This window comes from Bacteroides sp. RCH18 (assembly GCF_058231005.1).
Map to the genome: position 1 here is coordinate 582,209 of NZ_JBIPTC010000002.1, position 17,615 is coordinate 599,823.

A 17,615-nucleotide genomic window follows, 5' to 3' on the forward strand; every position below is an offset into this window, starting at 1 on the left:
TTTTGAAATGACCTTGTACATCATTCTACTTTTTATCGCCTTGTGTGCCGGCATGGCCCTGTCGGTCTATGCGTTCGGTACCGGAGGCAAGCGTAAGCGTATCTTTCAGGACATCTATTTTTCTGTGGAAGATACGAACGGCGTGGGCGTGCTGTACACCAAGACGGGCGAATATTCAGCCATCCTGAAAATAGAGAATCCCGTGCAGAAATACTGTGCGAACATCGACAGCTACTACGAGTTCACGCACCTTTTCACCGCCCTCGCGCAGACGCTCGGCGAAGGATATGCCCTGCACAAACAGGACATCTTCATCCGGAAACAGTTCGAGAACGAGACGGGGGACAAACACGAGTTCCTCTCATCGGCCTACTTCCGTTACTTCAAGGGGCGTAACTATACGGACAGCGTGTGTTACCTGACCATCACGCAGGAGGCGAAGAAGAGCCGCCTGTTCTCGTTCGACAACAAGAAGTGGCGCGACTTTCTGGTCAAGATACGCAAAGTGCATGACCAGCTGCACGATGCCGGGGTACAGGCCAGGTTCCTGAACAAAGCCGAAGCGAGCGAATACGTGGACCGCTATTTCGCCATGAACTTCAAGGAGCGGATCGTGTCGATGACCAACTTCAAGGCGGACGACGAAACGGTCTCGATGGGCGACAAACGCTGCAAGGTATATAGCCTTGTCGATGTGGACTGTGCCGCACTGCCCTCACTGATACGGCCTTACACCAATATAGAGGTCAATAACACGGATATGCCCGTGGACCTGCTGGCTGCCATCGACAACATTCCGAATGCGGAGACGGTCGTCTATAACCAGATTGTCTTCCTGCCCAACCAGAAAAGGGAACTGGCCCTGCTGGACAAAAAGAAGAACCGGCACGCCAGTATTCCCAATCCGAGCAACCAGATGGCCGTGGAGGACATCAAGCGGGTGCAGGAGGTCATCGCGCGGGAAAGCAAGCAGCTCGTGTACACCCATTTCAACCTGATCGTCGCCGTACCGGCCGATACGGACCTGCAAAAATGCACGAACCACTTGGAGAATGCTTTCGGACGTATGGGTATCCATATTTCCAAAAGGGCGTACAACCAACTGGAACTGTTCGTGAACTCGTTTCCGGGTAACTGTTACGGCATGAACGAGGACTATGACCGCTTCCTGACGCTGGGTGACGCGGCGATGTGTCTGATGTATAAGGAGCACATACAGCACAGCGAGGAGACACCGCTGAAAATCTACTACACAGACCGCCAAGGCGTGCCGGTGGCTATCGACATCACGGGAAAGGAGGGGAAAAACAAGCTGACGGACAACTCGAACTTTTTCTGTCTCGGTCCTTCGGGCAGCGGCAAGAGCTTCCACATGAACTCTGTCGTGCGCCAGTTGTACGAGCAAGGAACGGACGTGGTGATGGTCGATACGGGTAACAGCTACGAGGGACTTTGCGAATACCTCGGCGGCAAGTACATTTCCTATACCGAGGAAAGACCGATTACGATGAACCCATTCCGCATCAATCGGGCGGAAATGAATGTGGAGAAGACGGGCTTCCTGAAAAACCTCGTGCTGCTCATCTGGAAAGGCTCGCAGGGTACGGTCACAAAGACAGAGGACCGCCTGATAGAACAGGTCATCACGGAGTATTACGACACTTATTTCAATGGGTTCGACGGCTTCACACCCCTGCAACGGGAGGATTTGCGTAAGGGGCTGCTCATCGACGACCGTAACCATGCCGAGAAGCAGGACGAGGACGAAGGAGAGCGGACCGGGCGTATCGAGCGCATGATCGACGAGATGGAACGCCGCCGTAAGGAGTTGAAAGTGGAAGAGCTGTCGTTCAACTCGTTCTATGAATTTTCCGTGCAGCGCATCCCCGACATCTGTGCCGAAAACCATATTTCGGGCATCGACATATCGACGTACCGTTACATGATGAAGGACTTCTATCGGGGCGGCAATCATGAAAAGACGCTGAACGAGAACATGGACAGTTCATTGTTCGATGAGACGTTCATCGTCTTCGAAATTGACAGTATAAAGGATGATCCTCTCCTGTTCCCTCTTGTCACACTGATTATCATGGATGTATTCTTACAGAAGATGCGTATCAAGAAGAACCGCAAAGTCCTGGTCATAGAGGAAGCGTGGAAGGCCATTGCCAGCCCGCTCATGGCCGAATACATCAAGTTTATGTACAAGACGGCCCGTAAGTTCTGGGCCTCGGTCGGCGTGGTGACGCAGGAGATACAGGACATCATCGGCAGCCCTATCGTCAAGGAAGCCATCATCAACAACTCCGACGTGGTGATGCTGCTTGACCAGAGCAAGTTCCGCGAGCGGTTCGATGAAATCAAGGCTATTCTCGGACTTACCGACGTGGACTGCAAAAAGATATTCACCATCAACCGGCTGGAAAACAAGGAAGGGCGCAGCTTCTTCCGAGAGGTGTTCATCCGCCGGGGGACGACCAGCGGCGTGTACGGCGTGGAAGAACCAAGAGAGTGTTACATGACCTACACCACCGAGCGGGCGGAGAAAGAAGCCCTGAAACTCTACAAGCGGGAATTGCGGTGCAGCCATCAGGAAGCTATCGAGGCGTACTGTCGGGATTGGAACGCCAGCGGTATCGGAAAATCCCTGCCGTTCGCCCAAAAGGTCAACGAGGCCGGGCGGATATTGAACCTTCATGTAAAACAATAACAATCAAATCATCAATTACAGAAAATGGAAAAGATAGACATCAGCCAAAGTGTGAAGACACTTGAGTTCGGGAGCAAATATGAAGCCCGTATCCAACGGATATTCCGTGAGTTCGACATCAAAACCATCCGGGATTTGTGCCAATGGCCCGGAAAGGACTTGGTAAGGGTACGCGACATGGGAAGAAAAAGCATCGAGGAAATAGAGGATGTTCTGGAAAGGTACAATCTCCGGTTGGGAATGCCCGGTAAGGAACTGGACGAATACGCCGGTATCGGAAATTCCGTGCAGGACGAGGAAGAAGAGGCGAAGTGGGAACAACGCAGGTACGAGATAGCCAAGGAGGTATTCATACACCACCGTCTGGTGGCAAATTCCGCCGTATATGAGGCCGACGAACTGATACGTGCACTAAGAGGCATGACGCGCCGTTGACGGGGGCTGTTTTTAACCGGGGAGGAATCCATGATGAAACGGCTGTCACTTATCCTTATGCTCCTGTCGCTCGTTGTCGTACAGCACATCCACGCGCAGTATTACAGCGTGAACTACGATGCGCGTACCGTGGCGGCAATGGCTACCGCTTTCGGTACGGAAGCCGTGGCGGAAAGCTATTACCGGGAGCAGGTCGATGACATACTCAAGCACTACAATGCGGCGGAAGTGGCCACGGCGGGGATTTTTGCCTCCAAGTTCTTGGAGCATAAAGCCTTTTCCGACCTCGGTATCTGGAACAGCAGTACGGAGAACTACTACTACCGCCGCATTTACCGCATGGTCTCGGAGAAGATCATACCCAAGATATGGGTGGTGGCGAAACTGATGCTCCGCTCACCGCAAACGGCTATCTACTGGGGCAGCTACCTGATGAAAATCTGCGACGAAACGAAAAGCCTGTGTATGCAGTTCGAGAGTGTAGTGACGAACAGCACGTTGGGCTTTTCGGACATCGTGTTTCTGGAAATCAACCGGAACATCGCCCCTCTGTTGAAACTCTCGGAGATAGGCGACATCGACTGGCAGCACATGCTGGACGACATCGCCAGCGTGCCGGGCAATTTCACCAAGGAGAACCTGCAACACGACATCGACAACCTCTACAACATGGGTGTCGGTCTCGCCTCGGCAGGTATCGGGAACATTGGTGACGCCCTGTTGCAAACCAGTTCGTTCCATGAGCTGATGGGCGGCAGGGTCAGCAAGGTCATCGACCTGTATGACCATTACGGTGCGCTCTTCGAGCAGGCGGAGCATGACCTCGGCGGCCTGCTGATTGACATGGTGGGCGGTGAGGACAACGTGGCGGGACTGTTCGATTTCAGCAACTACGACCTTACCTCCTGGATGACGGACTATCTGGACGAGACGGCGGGAAACTACTACACGCAACGGTGGTATATCGCCCGGCGTGAGCAAGGGAGTATCGCCTTGTGCGACTACTACCCGCCGACGGACGATAACAGCATACTGAACGGCGGCGAATGGACGCGTTTCGAGACAACCGATCCCGACTTTTATCCCAATGCCTCGCAACGGGAGCAGGCGCTCGCCAATTCGGAACGGTACGCCGGTTGGTCGAGAAGCCGGGTACAGCAGCTCAACAACCAGAATGACGGCTATACCTATAGTATCAACTACTGGCAGAACGGCTATATCATCAGCCGGGGCGGCAAACAGACGAAGAAGGCATACGCCTACGAAATCCATGTGAAGAAAAGCTGGAACCGGGAAGAGGTCGTCTATGAAGAGGTGTTCGATTCCTACTCGATGGACCTGAACACGTTCAAAGCCGGGCTTAACGCCCGACTCTCGGAGTTCAACGACAACGAGGAAGGTTATACCTATTATATAGCTTCTGACGCGCGGAACTATTATCAGGCGACGGACGCCGCGAAATTGCAAGGCTGCGAGAGCGTGACCATCAGTGTAACCTGTTCGGACGGGGCTACGCTCGGTCAGGGCACGACGCAGTACAAGTGCCGAACGTGCGGCAAATCCCTGAACGCCCATTCAAAGGAGTGTGCCATGCAGACCACGGTTACGGAGAACGAACTGGACTTGTCCGAGCTGGACGCCATGCTGCAGGAGGCAGAGAATCAGGTAGCCGCCATCCAGTCGCAAATCAACGCGTTGGAGAGCGAGAATGCCGACCTGCTGAAAAAAATCGCCGAGGCAAGCGTGGAAGATGCGGCGGTGTACCGGCAGCAGTACAACGCGAACAAGACACAGATAGACCGCCTGAAAAGCGAGCTGTCCGAATGGCAGAAGAAACAACGGGAATACACCGACGCGAAAACCGAGGCGGCGGGCGATAACGATGTGGCAACAGACGACTATTACCGCATACCGGCCATCATGCAGGACTGCAAGACGGCTTACAGCCTGTCGTGGCAGGACGGCGGGGCGTGGAACGGCTACACCTATGTCCGTAAGGCGACCATGCCGAACATCAACGGGGTCATCACGTTCAAGGCGACGGTCTCGATAGCCCGCAAACCGAAATATTTCCTCGGTATCAAGATACACCGTGCCATCGTGCAGATCAGTTGGGAACTGACCACGGAATACACCGACACGTATGTGGCCGACGTGCTGACGCTCGACCCTAACCTGTCGGACGCGGAGAAAACGAAACTGGTGAACGACCGTATTGCGGAGATTGCACGAGAGCATCCTTCGTGCAAGATCACGACGGAATATGCCCGTACCCCACCATTGGAAGAGACTCCGACCGGGGAGGTGTACCATCTGCTGTGGTCAAGCGACCGGCTCGAAATCGCACGGGAAGTGGATTCCCGGATTACGATGATATATGCCGACCTCGTGTCACTGGAGAAGATGATGCACTACAAACGGAGCATCATCGACGTGCTGAAGGACGTGCTGCCCGAATTGGATATGGACGAGGGACGCAGGCTGACGCTCGTGGAGGAATGCCACGAACGCTGGGTGGAGAATGCGCGGAACCTGCGGAGCGGAAACGGCAGGAACGGCAAAGGCAGCGGAAAGGAGGTGCGGCCATGAAACGTGCCCTGCTGATGGCAGTCGTGCTGCTGGCTCTCCTGCCCGGCATTGCCAAGGCGCAATGGACGTTCGACATCGTGTCGGTAGAAGCCTACATCAACGACCACAAGAAGCAACGCAGCCTGCTGCTGGCCCGCAGTACGCTGGAATACAGCAACAAGCTGCTGCACGAGTACAGCCGCAAAGAGGTCGGCGAGTACAAGGAACTGAATGTGGACTTGGACCGCTACACCCGTGCCTTCGACGTCATCGACGTGATGTACCAGTCCTTGCGGACGGTGCTGAACGTGAAAAGCACCTATACGGCGGTCAGCGACCGTATCGGCGATTACAAGAGACTGCTGGAGGACTTCAACGATAGAATCGTGAAACGGGGGCGCATCGACCCCGGCGATGCCGTGATACTGGCCATCAACGAAAAGGCAATACGGGACATCGCCGATGACGGGAAACAGCTTTACAAATCGGTCAGTGACCTCGTGCTGTATGCCACAGGGGCGGCAGAATGTTCGACCTCCGACCTGCTGATGGTGCTGGAAGCGGTGAACACGTCGCTGGACGACATCGAGCGGCACCTGAACCGGGCGTATATCGAGACGTGGCGGTACATACAGGTGCGCATCGGTTACTGGAAAGCGAAGATTTACCGTCCCAAGGTCAAGGAGATTATCGACGGGGCTTTCGGACGATGGCGCAAAGCGGGACGGCTGGATTATTAACGAACGATAAAAGGGAAAGAAGGCAAACTATCTACAGGTTAGAGTTTGACTTCCATGCCATCGACATCGGGAAATAAAAACAGAGAAAGAATTTTTAGTACAAACAAGCCTATTGGGATTATACCAAGGGATAAAAAGACATTCAGATTGATGCAATGGAAAAGATTGTTTTTGCAAAAGACATTACGTTATATAAGGCCGATTGTCTTGAAGTGATGCCTTTTCTTCCGGAATCAAGCATTGATTTGGTTTTATGCGATCCCCCTTTTGGAATTACAGCTTCACAGTGGGATAAAATAATACCATTCCCGGAAATGTGGAAAGAGATCAGGAGAGTCAGGAAAGAAAATGCACCTACGGTCTTATTTGGCAGCGAACCGTTCAGCAGCTTTCTACGCTGCGGCAATTTAGATGAATTTAAATATGACTGGGTTTGGGAAAAGTCAAAAGCAAGCAATTTTCTTCTCGCTAAAAAACAACCTCTAAAAGCACATGAGCTAATAAGTGTCTTTGGCAAAGGCAGAACCCCTTATTATCCAATCATGGAGGAAGGCGAGCCTTACGGGAACCGCACGAAGAGAGGAAGCAATTGGACAGGGATAAACAATGTACCCAATCCTACATTCAGGCATGAAAACAAAGGGACAAGATATCCACGAAGTGTGATATACTTCAAAACAGCGGAATCGGAAGGCAAAACGATTCATGTCAACCAAAAGCCGATTGCATTATTGGAGTATCTGATAAAAACATACACAAAGGAAGGAGATACTGTCCTTGATTTTGCTTCGGGGAGCATGAGCACCGCAATTGCCTGTATCTATACGAATAGAAAATGTATTTGCATTGAAAAAGACGAGACATATTTCTCGCAAGGAGAGAAACGAGTCAGGAATGAATACCAATATTTATGACAGTAAAGGAAGCTCAAAAAAAGTATGACTATACGATATAAATAACTGTAAAATAATGAATAACCGGAAATTAATATGAACAGAACTCTCTTACTCATGGCGGTTGCAGCAGTTGCAACGAGCGGTGTCAAGGCGCAGTCGGTTACTTACAACCATGACTCGCCGAAACAGAACCAGATTACGGTTATGGAAACCGGTACGGGCGCTCTGTCGCCCGAACTTTATTACACGCTGCTGCACAACAAGTACAAGAAGTCGGCGGCAAGCAAGAACAAACTGTCGTTCCGCACGCTGGCGGGTGTGAACCTGTACAACCAGACAGACGAGGCGGAAGCCATCGACTCGGCACTGGTCAAGCGGGCCGAAATCGAGGCACTGAATGTAGCCGACCGGCAGATTGACCTCGCGTGGCTGGCCGAGGGCGATAAGATAAACGCTCAAATGGAACGGCTTCAGCGCAACATCGACCGCATCCCCCTTGCCGGGGGCACAACGGACGACAGGGAGCGGTGGACGGAATACTACCACGTCTACCAGTGCGCCATTGACGCTACGAAGGACGCCTACATGCCCAACGCACAACGGAAGAAAGAGTACCTGCGAATCTACGAGGACGTGGTACGGCAGAACGAGATTCTGGTCGGCTACCTTGCCCGAAGACAGAACGCCACGGTTGCGAACGGGCTGCTGAATGCAACCGCCGACCGGAGACTGGACAAGGGCGGTATCGTCCGCGAGGCGATGGGCCGGTGGAACGAATCGCGTTCCGCCGTGCGAGGGGCGCAATCGGGCGGCGAAACTGATACGGGAGACGGAGACGAGACGGTAAACAGAAAGAACTAAAAACACACAACGTATGGCAGACGGAAATATTCTTTCGGATTTCGGTATCGACCTCTTGGAAGAGGAAATCGACGACGTGATTTTTCAGACCAACGAGTTTCTGACCGATGCGACCTTTACCGGCTCGCAAGGTCCCTTCTGGTGGATTCTTCAAATGTGCATGGCACTGGCCGCCCTATTCGCCATCATCATGGCGGCAGGCATGGCGTACAAAATGATGGTCAAGCACGAGCCTTTGGACGTGATGAAGCTCTTCAGACCGCTGGCCGTGTCGCTTATCCTCTGCTGGTGGTATCCTCCGGCAGACACGGGCATGGCAAACAGCGGGAGCAACTGGTGCTTTTTAGATTTCCTCTCCTATATCCCGAACTGCGTCGGTTCGTACACACATGACCTGTACGAGGCCGAAGCCTCGCAAATCTCGGACAAGTTCGAGGAAGTGCAGGAGTTGATTTACGTGCGCGACACGATGTACACTGCCCTGCAGGCACAGGCCGATGTCGCCCATACGGGTACGTCGGACCCAAACCTTATCGAGGCAACGATGGAACAGACAGGTGTGGACGAGGTAACGAACATGGAGAAGGATGCGGCGAAGCTGTGGTTCACCTCGCTGACTTCGGGGGTAATCGTGGGGATTGACAAAATCATCATGCTGATAGCCCTTGTAGTATTCAGAATCGGTTGGTGGGCAACCATCTATTGTCAGCAAATTCTTTTGGGAATGCTCACCATCTTCGGCCCTATACAGTGGGCGTTCTCGCTCCTGCCCAAATGGGAAGGTGCGTGGGCGAAGTGGCTCACGAGGTATCTGACGGTGCATTTCTACGGGGCGATGCTCTACTTCGTGGGCTTCTACGTGCTGCTGCTGTTCGACATCGTGCTGTGCATACAGGTGGAGAACCTGACGGCAATCACGGCGAGCGAGCAGACGATGGCGGCTTACCTGCAAAACAGCTTCTTCTCCGCCGGCTACCTGATGGCGGCAAGCATCGTGGCCCTGAAATGCCTGAACCTCGTTCCCGACCTTGCGGCATGGATGATACCGGAGGGCGATACGGCGTTCTCGACCCGAAACTTCGGTGAGGGCGTGGCGCAGCAGGCCAAAATGACGGCGACGGGCGCAATGGGTACGGTAATGAGATAACAAAGTAACGATAAATATTCAAACAAAATGGTCATCAAGAATTTAGAGAACAAAATCAAACTGGTCGGAATTATCTGCACCGCCTTTCTCGTGGGGTGCGTCATCATCAGCATGTCGAGTATCTGGACGGCCCGCATGATGGTTACGGACGCTCAAAAGAAGGTGTATGTGCTGGACGGCAACGTGCCCATACTGGTACGCCGCACGACGATGGAGGAAACGCTCGACGTGGAAGCCAAGAGCCATGTAGAGATGTTCCACCACTACTTTTTCACGCTTGCCCCTGACGACAAGTACATCCGCTACACGATGGAGAAAGCGATGTACTTAGTGGACGAAACGGGCTTGGCACAGTACAACACGCTCAAGGAAAAAGGTTTCTACTCGAACATCTTGGGAACGAGCGCCGTCTTTTCGATTTTCTGCGACAGTATCGCCTTCAACAAGGAGAAGATGGAGTTTACCTACTACGGACGGCAGCGTATCGAACGGCGCAGCAATATCCTGATGCGCGAACTGGTTACGGCGGGACAGCTCAAGCGTGTACCCCGGACGGAGAACAACCCGCACGGGCTGCTCATCGTGAACTGGCGCACACTGCTGAACAAGGACATCGAGCAAAAGACGAAAAGCAACTATTAACACCATCAGCCCTATGAATATCAAAGGATTCAGACGTATGCTGTTCGGTGAAAAAATGCCGGACAGGAACGACCCGAAATACAAGGAACGCTACGAGCGTGACATAGATGCCGGACGGCGTTTCGCCAAGGCAACACGCATCGACAAGGCTGCGGCCAAGGTGCAGGGCTTCGCCAACATGCACCGGACGCTGTTTCTCGTCATCGTATTTGGCTTCGCCATCTGCGGGCTGACATGGAATATTTACCGCCTGACGGTGGTGTACCGCCATCATCCGACCCGCCGGACGGCCACGGAGATGCAGGATTCCGTGCTCCGGGAACGGCATAAGATGCTTTCCGTACCGCATGTACGAAGATTCGATACGAAGGAAAGTGGTACGGAAAGGCCGGAATAGAACGGCAGGCTTATGAATATGCCGTTTGAGAGAACTATAAGCAAGTATGTGCAACTCAATTAAAGGGAAACAATGAACAATATCTTCAAGAGAATTAATTTCAGGCAGCCAAAGTATATGCTTCCGGCTATCCTCTATATTCCCCTTCTCGGCACGTCGTACTTCTTTTTCGACCTGTTCCATACCGAGAAGGTCGAGGTACAGGATAAGACACTCCAGACGACCGAGTTCCTGAATCCCGAATTGCCGGACGCCCAAATCAAGGGTGGCGACGGTATCGGCAGCAAGTATGAGAACATGGCCAAATCATGGGGCAAGATACAAGATTATTCCGCTGTGGACAACATCGAGCGGGACGAACCGGACAATAACCAAGAGGAATATGAATCGCAGTACACCGAAGAGGACATCGCCCTGCTTGACCGGCAGGAAAAGGAAAATGATCTGGCAGCGGAAGCGGCCGATGCCAAGAGGCGGGAACAGGAGGCTCTCGCAGAACTGGAAAAAGCACTCGCCGAAGCGAGGTTGAGAGGACAACGGGAGGTCATGCCGTCCGAAACGGACAGCACCGCAACGGCGGCTCCGCCGGACACGATGACGCAGGCCAAGGGAACCATCGACGAGGAAAGCCGTTCGGTCAAAGCTCCTGCGGAGACGGACAAGGCAAGCGAGGTGGTGAAGAAGGTAAAGACGGCTTCGGACTACTTCAACACACTGGCGAAAGACGCTCGGGAACCGAAACTCATCAAGGCGATCATCGACGAGAACATCAAGGCCGTGGACGGCTCGCGTGTGCGGCTGCGCCTGCTGGACGACATCGAAATCAACGAGAGCGTGGTCAGGCGTGGTACTTACCTGTATGCCACAGTCAGCGGTTTCTCTTCCGGACGTGTAAAAGGAAGCATCAACAGCATATTGGTGGAGGACGAACTGGTCAAGGTCAGCTTGTCAATCTACGATACGGACGGGCTGGAAGGACTTTACGTACCCATCAGCCAGTTCCGCGAGACAAGCAAGGATGTGGCGAGCAGTGCCATGTCGGGCAGCATGAACATGAATACCAGCGGATACGGTAACAGCCTCGCCCAATGGGGTATGCAGGCGGTGAACAATGCCTACCAGAAAACGAGTAACGCCATCAGCAAGGCTATCAAGAAAAACAAGGTGAAGCTGAAATACGGGACGTTTGTGTATCTGGTGAACGGACGGGAAAACAGGAACTAAAAGGGCAGTGACAATGGAATCAGACATATCAAAACTTCATAAGGGAACGGACGGCTTCTATTACGAGGACTACATCGCTCCCGATAAGCCCGAAACATTCGTTGGGAAGCTCGTAAGTACCGAATGGTGGCACAAAGGGGTACGATTCGCCCTGATATGCAACTTTCAGGCAGAAGACGGGCGGAGGATTGCCTTATTCGCCTTCCAGAAGCATACCGGTTTTTACGGGCCGAGAGACGGTGCGGTCAATTTCAAACATGTGGAGAAGAATACCCTCTGGGAGTGTGAAATCCGGAAAACCCGGACGGAACGCTGTACCTGGATGAGCGCCCGACAAATTGTAGAACTGAAAACAGACGCAATATGATAGAGACGGATCGCATTTACCTTATGGACTGCATGGAGGGCATGAAACAGATAGCGGATAGTAGCGTGGACGCCATAATCGCCGACCTGCCTTACGGGGTGTTAAATCGCAGCAATCCGTCGGTGAACTGGGACCGCCAGATACCGTTCGCAGCCTTGTGGGAGCAATACCGGCGGATTACCAAGCCGGACAGCCCCATTATCCTGTTCGGACAGGGGCTTTTCTCCGCATGGCTCATGCTGTCGCAACCCCGGCTATGGCGGTACAACCTCGTGTGGCAGAAAGATCGGGTGACGGGACATCTCAATGCCAAACGTATGCCGCTCCGGCAGCACGAGGATATTCTGGTATTCTATAAAAAACAGCCGGTCTATCATCCGCAGATGACACCGTGTCCTCCGGAACGGAGAAATCACGGGAGGCGTAAAACGGAGGGATTTACCAACCGTTGTTACGGAACGATGAAACTCTCACCGGTACGCATAGCCGATGACAAATATCCGACCTCGGTCATCTTCATGCCGAAGGAACACAAGAAAGGCGCGTTCTACCACCCGACACAAAAGCCCGTGGCGTTGATGGAGTACCTGATACGGACCTACACCGACGAAGGCGATGTTGTACTGGACAACTGTATCGGGTCAGGCACAACCGCCGTGGCCGCTATCCGCACGGGACGACACTACATCGGATTTGAAATCGAACAGGTGTACTGCGAGATTGCCGAACGGCGGATTCAGGAGGAACTGGAATGCAGGAACAAAGCACAAGAGGAAAAAGAGATAAGGGAAGAAAAACAAAATCAATAAATCAATGACATGGACAAAAAAGGAATCGTAACGGCATTTCTTCTGGCGGCAGGACTGCTGGGAACGCCGAATGTACAGGCACAACGAACCTACGAGGAGATGGAACAACTTACGGTAAATGAACAGGTAACGACGGTCATCACGGCCTCGGAACCGGTACGCTTCGTGGACATCTCCACCGATAAGGTTGTCGGTGACCAGCCGATAGATAACATCGTCCGCCTGAAACCGAAAGAGGGCGGACACGAGGACGGCGAGGTGCTGGCCATAGTGACCATCGTAACGGAACGCTACCGCACGCAGTATGCACTGCTCTACACCACACGGGTGCGGGAGGCGGTAACTGACAAGGAAATCCAGTTGCAGGAACGAAACGCCTACCACAACCCGGCGGTCTCGATGTCCACCGTGGAGATGACACGCTTCGCCCGGCGTATCTGGAACTCGCCCGCGAAGATCCGCAACGTCGCCACCAAGGCACACCGCATGACCATGCGGTTGAACAACATCTACACCGTGGGAGAGTATTTCTTCATCGACTTCTCAATAGAGAACCGGACGAACATACGTTTCGACATTGACGAGATACGGGTGAAGCTGGCGGACAAGAAACTGACCAAAGCGACTAATGCGCAAGTCATCGAACTGGTCCCGGAACTGGTGCTGGAGACGGGCAAGACGTTCCGGCACGGCTACCGGAATGTGGTCGTGGTCAGGAAAATGACGTTCCCGAACGACAAGGTACTGACCATCGAGATGACGGAGAAACAAATCAGCGGGCGTGCTATCAGCCTGAATATCGACTATGAGGACGTGCTGTCGGCCGATTCGTTCAGCACGGCATTGCTGGAGGAGGAATGACAATGAGAAAGACGATTATCCTGACGATTGCCTGCATGTGCCTCGCCGTCGGCGCGAATGCACAACGGGGCAGCGGCCGCCTTTCGCTCGGAGCGGGGCTGCTGTACAAGAACGGGCTGGACGTGACGCTGGCCTACGAACACGAGATGAACTACCGCCATGCGTGGGAGTTCTTTGCCAACGGCTACCTGCAATGGGCAGAGTGCGAATCCTGCAAGCATGTATGCCCGAAATCTTTCTGGCAGAATTACCGTACCTACGGCTTCGGCGTGGCTTACAAACCCTGCGTCACGAGGGGACGCAACCATTACGGAAGCCTCCGTATCGGGGCTTCGGGCGGAAGCGATACGAGGAAGTTCCTTGTCGGGCTGCATTTCGGCTACGAGCACAACTATGTGTTGCGGGCGGGCTGGACGCTATACTGGCAAGTCAAGGGAGACGTGATGATAAAGGGGGCCGATGTGCTGCGTACAGGAGTTGCCCTCGGTATTAAACTACCTATAAAATAAGGGAAAGATGAAACAGAACACTATCAGAAAAACGTGCCAGGTAGTGCCGGTTCTCCTCATAACCGGGGCATTGGCTGCCTGCGACGCACATATAGAAGAACCCGACAAGACGGTACGTCCCGGACATGTCCTCTGCGTGGACGGCAAGGCCGTGCCGTACAGCGAGTATGAAAATTCCGGGAAACAGGCGATTGCCGTCGTCTTCCATACCTATTCGGACGGGGAAACGGAAGGAAACGGCTATGCCGTCTATCTGTGGGACATGACGCCGAAGGCTTTTGCCGACAGCCTCGGTGTCGAGCAGGGTACGTCGGCGGACATTGCTGCATACGACGGGAATGAGAACACGTTCGCCCTGTACGATACGGAAGAAACGGCCTCGCCGATGGCTGAAGCCGTTTTTGCCTTGTGGAAATACGGACAGAGCGCCTATATCCCCTCGGTGGCACAGATGCGTCTGCTGTATTCGGCACAGACCGTCATCAATCCGATTATCGAGAAATGCGGCGGCGACCCGCTGCCGACCGAGGCCGACGAGTGCTGGTATTGGACATCGACGGAGGTGGAAGGACAGCAGACAGTCAAAGCATGGCTCTACTCGACAGCCAGCGGAACCATGCAGGAAACGCCCAAGACACAGGCGCATAAAGTGCGTCCCATTATAACCATCAACAACTGAATTTATGATTATGAACGGAATTAAAGATTTTCAAGCACCACAGTATGTGGATATAGTACATCCGGACAAAGGATTCTTCGGGTATCTGTTAAGATGCAAATGTCCTAAACAAGAGGACGTTTCCGGTAATTTCATATTCCTCGACGATGGAATAGACTGCTACAAGAGGTTTCCCTCCGTAAAGAATCGCAGGGAAGAAATCCGGGCAGAATGGAACGGCCGTATCAGCCGTTACCATGATATTTTCCAAGGTCAGCTCTGCTATGTCAATGAAGAATTGATTGAAGATTTCATTGATTTCATGACTTATGGCTCTGACAATGCCGTCCGGATTTTCCTTGAGAAGTTTACAGCGGAAGTACGGGCTTCTGCAATATATGACGGGCTTAAACCTCTATATGCAGTTTCCCATGTCTGCCAGCTTTCCGCTGATAACCGTATGCAATGGCCTCACATCCACGTCCTCTGGGGTATTAAAAAGAATTGACATAGCAATGGAAGAGAGCAAGGAATTACAGGGATTTTACCGGATATTCCGTGCGGTGGTGTATGTCTCCGTACTGATGGAGTTTTTCGAGTATGCCATCGACCCGGCCATGCTGGACCACTGGGGCGGCATACTCTGCGACATTCACGGACGTATCAAACGGTGGGCCATCTATAACGACGGCAACCTCGTGTACAGCAAGGTCGCCACGGTGCTGCTGATCTGCATTACCTGTATCGGCACCAGAGCCAAGAAACATTTGGAATTCAACGCCCGGCGGCAGGTCTTGTACCCGCTCGTGAGCGGCTTTGCCCTGTTAGTGCTGTCCGTATGGCTGTTCGGTCATCCGATGGAGACGCGGTTCTACACGCTGCCGCTGAACATTATTCTCTATATGGCGGTATCGCTCACGGGGGTTATCCTCGTGCATGTCGCACTGGATAACATCTCCAAGTTCCTCAAAGAGGGACTGATGAAGGATCGTTTCAATTTCGAGAATGAAAGTTTCGAGCAATGCGAGGAACTGATAGAGACTCCGTACAGCGTGAATATCCCCATGCGATATTACTACAAGGGCAAGTTCCGTAAAGGCTGGACCAATATAACCAACTGTTTTCGTGGAACATGGGTAGTCGGAACACCGGGGTCGGGCAAGACATTCAGTATCATCGAGCCGTTTATCCGACAGCACTCGGCCAAGGGGTTCGCGATGGTGGTCTATGACTACAAGTTCCCGACGCTGGCCACGAAACTGTACTACCACTACAAGAAAAACCAGAAGCTCGGAAAGTTGCCCCAAGGCTGCCAATTCAATATGATTAACTTCGTGGACGTGGAGTACAGCCGCCGGGTAAATCCAATTCAGGCAAAATACATCAACAACCTCGCTGCGGCGAGCGAAACGGCGGAAACGCTGCTGGAATCCCTGCAAAAAGGCAAGAAAGAGGGAGGCGGCGGCAGCGACCAGTTTTTCCAGACTTCGGCTGTGAACTTCCTCGCCGCCTGCATCTACTTTTTCGTGAACTATGAACGCGAGCCTTACGATGCCAAAGGAAACAAATTGTACGCTGAAAAACGGCAGGACCCGGAGACGAAATTCTGGAAACCGACGGGTGTGGTACGCGCCAAAGAGGGCGGGGAAATCGTTGAACCTGCCTACTGGTTAGGCAAGTATTCGGATATGCCGCATATCCTGTCGTTCCTGAACGAGAGTTACCAGACCATCTTCGAGGTACTGGAGACCGACAACGAGGTTGCCCCGCTGCTCGGTCCGTTCCAGACCGCTTTGAAAAATCGCGCGATGGAACAGTTGGAAGGTATGATCGGTACATTGCGCGTCTATACCTCTCGTCTGGCGACCAAAGAGAGTTACTGGATATTCCACCGTGACGGTGATGACTTCGACCTGAAAGTGAGCGACCCGAAGAATCCGAGCTACCTGCTGATAGCGAACGATCCGGAAATGGAAAGCATTATCGGAGCGTTGAACGCCCTTATCCTGAACCGCCTCGTTACCCGTGTGAATACGGGACAGGGCAAAAATGTCCCCGTGAGCATTATCGTGGACGAGCTGCCGACGCTGTACTTCCACAAGATAGACCGCCTGATCGGCACGGCACGAAGCAACAAGGTGAGCGTGACGCTCGGCTTCCAAGAACTGCCGCAGCTCGAAGCGGATTACGGGAAAGTGGGTATGCAGAAAATCATCACGACGGTGGGTAACGTGGTGAGCGGTTCGGCCCGTGCCAAGGAAACGCTGGAATGGTTGTCGAGCGACATCTTCGGCAAGGTGGTGCAAATCAAGAAGGGTGTCACGATAGACCGGGACAAGACTTCCATCAATCTGAACGAAAATATGGACAGCCTCGTACCCGCCTCGAAAATCTCGGATATGCCGACGGGCTGGATCTGCGGCCAGACGGCACGGGACTTCATCCAAACAAAAACCGGCATAGGCGGCTCGATGAACGTGCAGGAAGCGGAGGAGTTCAAGACCTCGAAGTTCTTCTGCAAGACGGATTTCGACATGAAGGAAATCAAGAAGGAGGAAGCGGCGTATGTACCGCTGCCGAAGTTCTACACGTTCAAGTCGAGAGAGGAACGGGAACGCATTCTTTACCGGAATTTTGTGAATGTGGGAATGGAGGTGAAAGAAATGATAAAGGACGTGCAGAACAAACGAGGGGCGAAATAAGAAACCTGTTTCCGATATGAGGGAAAGTAAAAAAAATGCCTGCAATGATTCCGCGATTATTGCAGGCGTTTTGGCGTTTCCGGTAT

The 17,615-nt window shown here is 53.0% G+C and carries 17 protein-coding genes; all 17 read left to right on the forward strand.

Going from position 1 to position 17,615, the window contains the following annotated elements; translation table 11 throughout:
* Positions 1-7: 7 nt before the first annotated feature.
* The 17 genes from ACHLI0_RS17490 to ACHLI0_RS17570 all read left to right on the forward strand — a co-directional run bounded on the left by ACHLI0_RS17490 (position 8) and on the right by ACHLI0_RS17570 (position 17,529).
* Positions 8-2,713: a TraG/VirB4 family ATPase gene (locus tag ACHLI0_RS17490; RefSeq protein ID WP_080783882.1), complete on the forward strand. Its 2,706-nt coding sequence runs from the start codon at positions 8-10 to the stop codon at positions 2,711-2,713.
* A 24-nt stretch (positions 2,714-2,737) separates the two neighbouring features.
* The gene (locus ACHLI0_RS17495) at positions 2,738-3,148 is read left to right on the forward strand and encodes a DNA-directed RNA polymerase subunit alpha C-terminal domain-containing protein (protein WP_007569251.1); all 411 of its coding nucleotides are present in this window, start codon (positions 2,738-2,740) and stop codon (positions 3,146-3,148) included.
* A gap of 33 nt (positions 3,149-3,181) precedes the next feature.
* Entirely contained in the window at positions 3,182-5,737 is a 2,556-nt protein-coding gene (locus ACHLI0_RS17500; protein WP_032587840.1) for a hypothetical protein, read from the forward strand.
* Complete coding sequence (locus tag ACHLI0_RS17505; RefSeq protein ID WP_007569256.1) at positions 5,734-6,456, forward strand: hypothetical protein; 723 nt, start codon at positions 5,734-5,736, stop codon at positions 6,454-6,456. Before ACHLI0_RS17500 ends, ACHLI0_RS17505 begins: the two co-directional genes overlap by 4 nt.
* Before the next feature lie 155 nt (positions 6,457-6,611).
* The gene (locus ACHLI0_RS17510) at positions 6,612-7,370 is read left to right on the forward strand and encodes a DNA-methyltransferase (protein ID WP_007569258.1); all 759 of its coding nucleotides are present in this window, start codon (positions 6,612-6,614) and stop codon (positions 7,368-7,370) included.
* Positions 7,371-7,445: 75 nt separating this feature from the next.
* On the forward strand, positions 7,446-8,213 hold the full coding sequence (locus ACHLI0_RS17515) for a DUF5045 domain-containing protein (RefSeq protein WP_007569261.1): 768 nt from the start codon (positions 7,446-7,448) through the stop codon (positions 8,211-8,213).
* A 13-nt stretch (positions 8,214-8,226) separates the two neighbouring features.
* Complete coding sequence (locus tag ACHLI0_RS17520; protein WP_008655099.1) at positions 8,227-9,360, forward strand: membrane protein; 1,134 nt, start codon at positions 8,227-8,229, stop codon at positions 9,358-9,360.
* Between the two features lie 27 nt (positions 9,361-9,387).
* Positions 9,388-10,002 (forward strand): conjugative transposon protein TraK, encoded by a 615-nt coding sequence (gene traK, locus ACHLI0_RS17525; RefSeq protein WP_007569263.1) that lies wholly within the window; start codon positions 9,388-9,390, stop codon positions 10,000-10,002.
* Between the two features lie 13 nt (positions 10,003-10,015).
* Positions 10,016-10,399 (forward strand): hypothetical protein, encoded by a 384-nt coding sequence (locus ACHLI0_RS17530; RefSeq protein ID WP_007569264.1) that lies wholly within the window; start codon positions 10,016-10,018, stop codon positions 10,397-10,399.
* A gap of 72 nt (positions 10,400-10,471) precedes the next feature.
* Positions 10,472-11,623, forward strand: a complete 1,152-nt coding sequence (gene traM / locus ACHLI0_RS17535; RefSeq protein ID WP_007569265.1) for a conjugative transposon protein TraM — start codon at positions 10,472-10,474, stop codon at positions 11,621-11,623.
* 13 nt (positions 11,624-11,636) lie between these two features.
* Complete coding sequence (locus tag ACHLI0_RS17540) at positions 11,637-11,990, forward strand: hypothetical protein (RefSeq protein WP_007569266.1); 354 nt, start codon at positions 11,637-11,639, stop codon at positions 11,988-11,990.
* Positions 11,987-12,799, forward strand: coding sequence for a DNA-methyltransferase (locus tag ACHLI0_RS17545; RefSeq protein WP_007569267.1), 813 nt, complete (start codon positions 11,987-11,989; stop codon positions 12,797-12,799). The genes ACHLI0_RS17540 and ACHLI0_RS17545 overlap by 4 nt, the downstream gene beginning before the upstream one ends.
* 9 nt (positions 12,800-12,808) lie before the next feature.
* Entirely contained in the window at positions 12,809-13,660 is an 852-nt protein-coding gene (gene traN / locus ACHLI0_RS17550) for a conjugative transposon protein TraN (protein WP_007569269.1), read from the forward strand.
* Positions 13,657-14,169: a hypothetical protein gene (locus tag ACHLI0_RS17555; protein WP_007569273.1), complete on the forward strand. Its 513-nt coding sequence runs from the start codon at positions 13,657-13,659 to the stop codon at positions 14,167-14,169. Before traN ends, ACHLI0_RS17555 begins: the two co-directional genes overlap by 4 nt.
* A 7-nt stretch (positions 14,170-14,176) precedes the next feature.
* A complete protein-coding gene (locus ACHLI0_RS17560) occupies positions 14,177-14,848 on the forward strand; it encodes an Lcl C-terminal domain-containing protein (RefSeq protein ID WP_007569275.1) in 672 nt (223 codons plus the stop codon).
* Positions 14,849-14,852: 4 nt separating this feature from the next.
* Positions 14,853-15,335 (forward strand): hypothetical protein, encoded by a 483-nt coding sequence (locus tag ACHLI0_RS17565; protein ID WP_007569279.1) that lies wholly within the window; start codon positions 14,853-14,855, stop codon positions 15,333-15,335.
* 7 nt (positions 15,336-15,342) lie between these two features.
* Complete coding sequence (locus ACHLI0_RS17570) at positions 15,343-17,529, forward strand: type IV secretory system conjugative DNA transfer family protein (RefSeq protein WP_007569281.1); 2,187 nt, start codon at positions 15,343-15,345, stop codon at positions 17,527-17,529.
* Positions 17,530-17,615 lie beyond the last annotated feature (86 nt).

Bases quoted from the DNA above. Each gene is read 5' to 3' on its own strand.
- ACHLI0_RS17505 (WP_007569256.1), top strand. From the start codon at position 5,734: ATGAAACGTGCCCTGCTGATGGCAGTCGTGCTGCTGGCTCTCCTGCCC.
- traK (WP_007569263.1), top strand. From the start codon at position 9,388: ATGGTCATCAAGAATTTAGAGAACAAAATCAAACTGGTCGGAATTATC.
- ACHLI0_RS17500 (WP_032587840.1), top strand. From the start codon at position 3,182: ATGAAACGGCTGTCACTTATCCTTATGCTCCTGTCGCTCGTTGTCGTA.
- ACHLI0_RS17490 (WP_080783882.1), top strand. From the start codon at position 8: ATGACCTTGTACATCATTCTACTTTTTATCGCCTTGTGTGCCGGCATG.
- ACHLI0_RS17515 (WP_007569261.1), top strand. From the start codon at position 7,446: ATGAACAGAACTCTCTTACTCATGGCGGTTGCAGCAGTTGCAACGAGC.
- traN (WP_007569269.1), top strand. From the start codon at position 12,809: ATGGACAAAAAAGGAATCGTAACGGCATTTCTTCTGGCGGCAGGACTG.
- ACHLI0_RS17495 (WP_007569251.1), top strand. From the start codon at position 2,738: ATGGAAAAGATAGACATCAGCCAAAGTGTGAAGACACTTGAGTTCGGG.
- ACHLI0_RS17520 (WP_008655099.1), top strand. From the start codon at position 8,227: ATGGCAGACGGAAATATTCTTTCGGATTTCGGTATCGACCTCTTGGAA.
- ACHLI0_RS17545 (WP_007569267.1), top strand. From the start codon at position 11,987: ATGATAGAGACGGATCGCATTTACCTTATGGACTGCATGGAGGGCATG.
- ACHLI0_RS17560 (WP_007569275.1), top strand. From the start codon at position 14,177: ATGAAACAGAACACTATCAGAAAAACGTGCCAGGTAGTGCCGGTTCTC.
- ACHLI0_RS17540 (WP_007569266.1), top strand. From the start codon at position 11,637: ATGGAATCAGACATATCAAAACTTCATAAGGGAACGGACGGCTTCTAT.
- traM (WP_007569265.1), top strand. From the start codon at position 10,472: ATGAACAATATCTTCAAGAGAATTAATTTCAGGCAGCCAAAGTATATG.
- ACHLI0_RS17555 (WP_007569273.1), top strand. From the start codon at position 13,657: ATGACAATGAGAAAGACGATTATCCTGACGATTGCCTGCATGTGCCTC.
- ACHLI0_RS17565 (WP_007569279.1), top strand. From the start codon at position 14,853: ATGATTATGAACGGAATTAAAGATTTTCAAGCACCACAGTATGTGGAT.
- ACHLI0_RS17530 (WP_007569264.1), top strand. From the start codon at position 10,016: ATGAATATCAAAGGATTCAGACGTATGCTGTTCGGTGAAAAAATGCCG.
- ACHLI0_RS17570 (WP_007569281.1), top strand. From the start codon at position 15,343: ATGGAAGAGAGCAAGGAATTACAGGGATTTTACCGGATATTCCGTGCG.
- ACHLI0_RS17510 (WP_007569258.1), top strand. From the start codon at position 6,612: ATGGAAAAGATTGTTTTTGCAAAAGACATTACGTTATATAAGGCCGAT.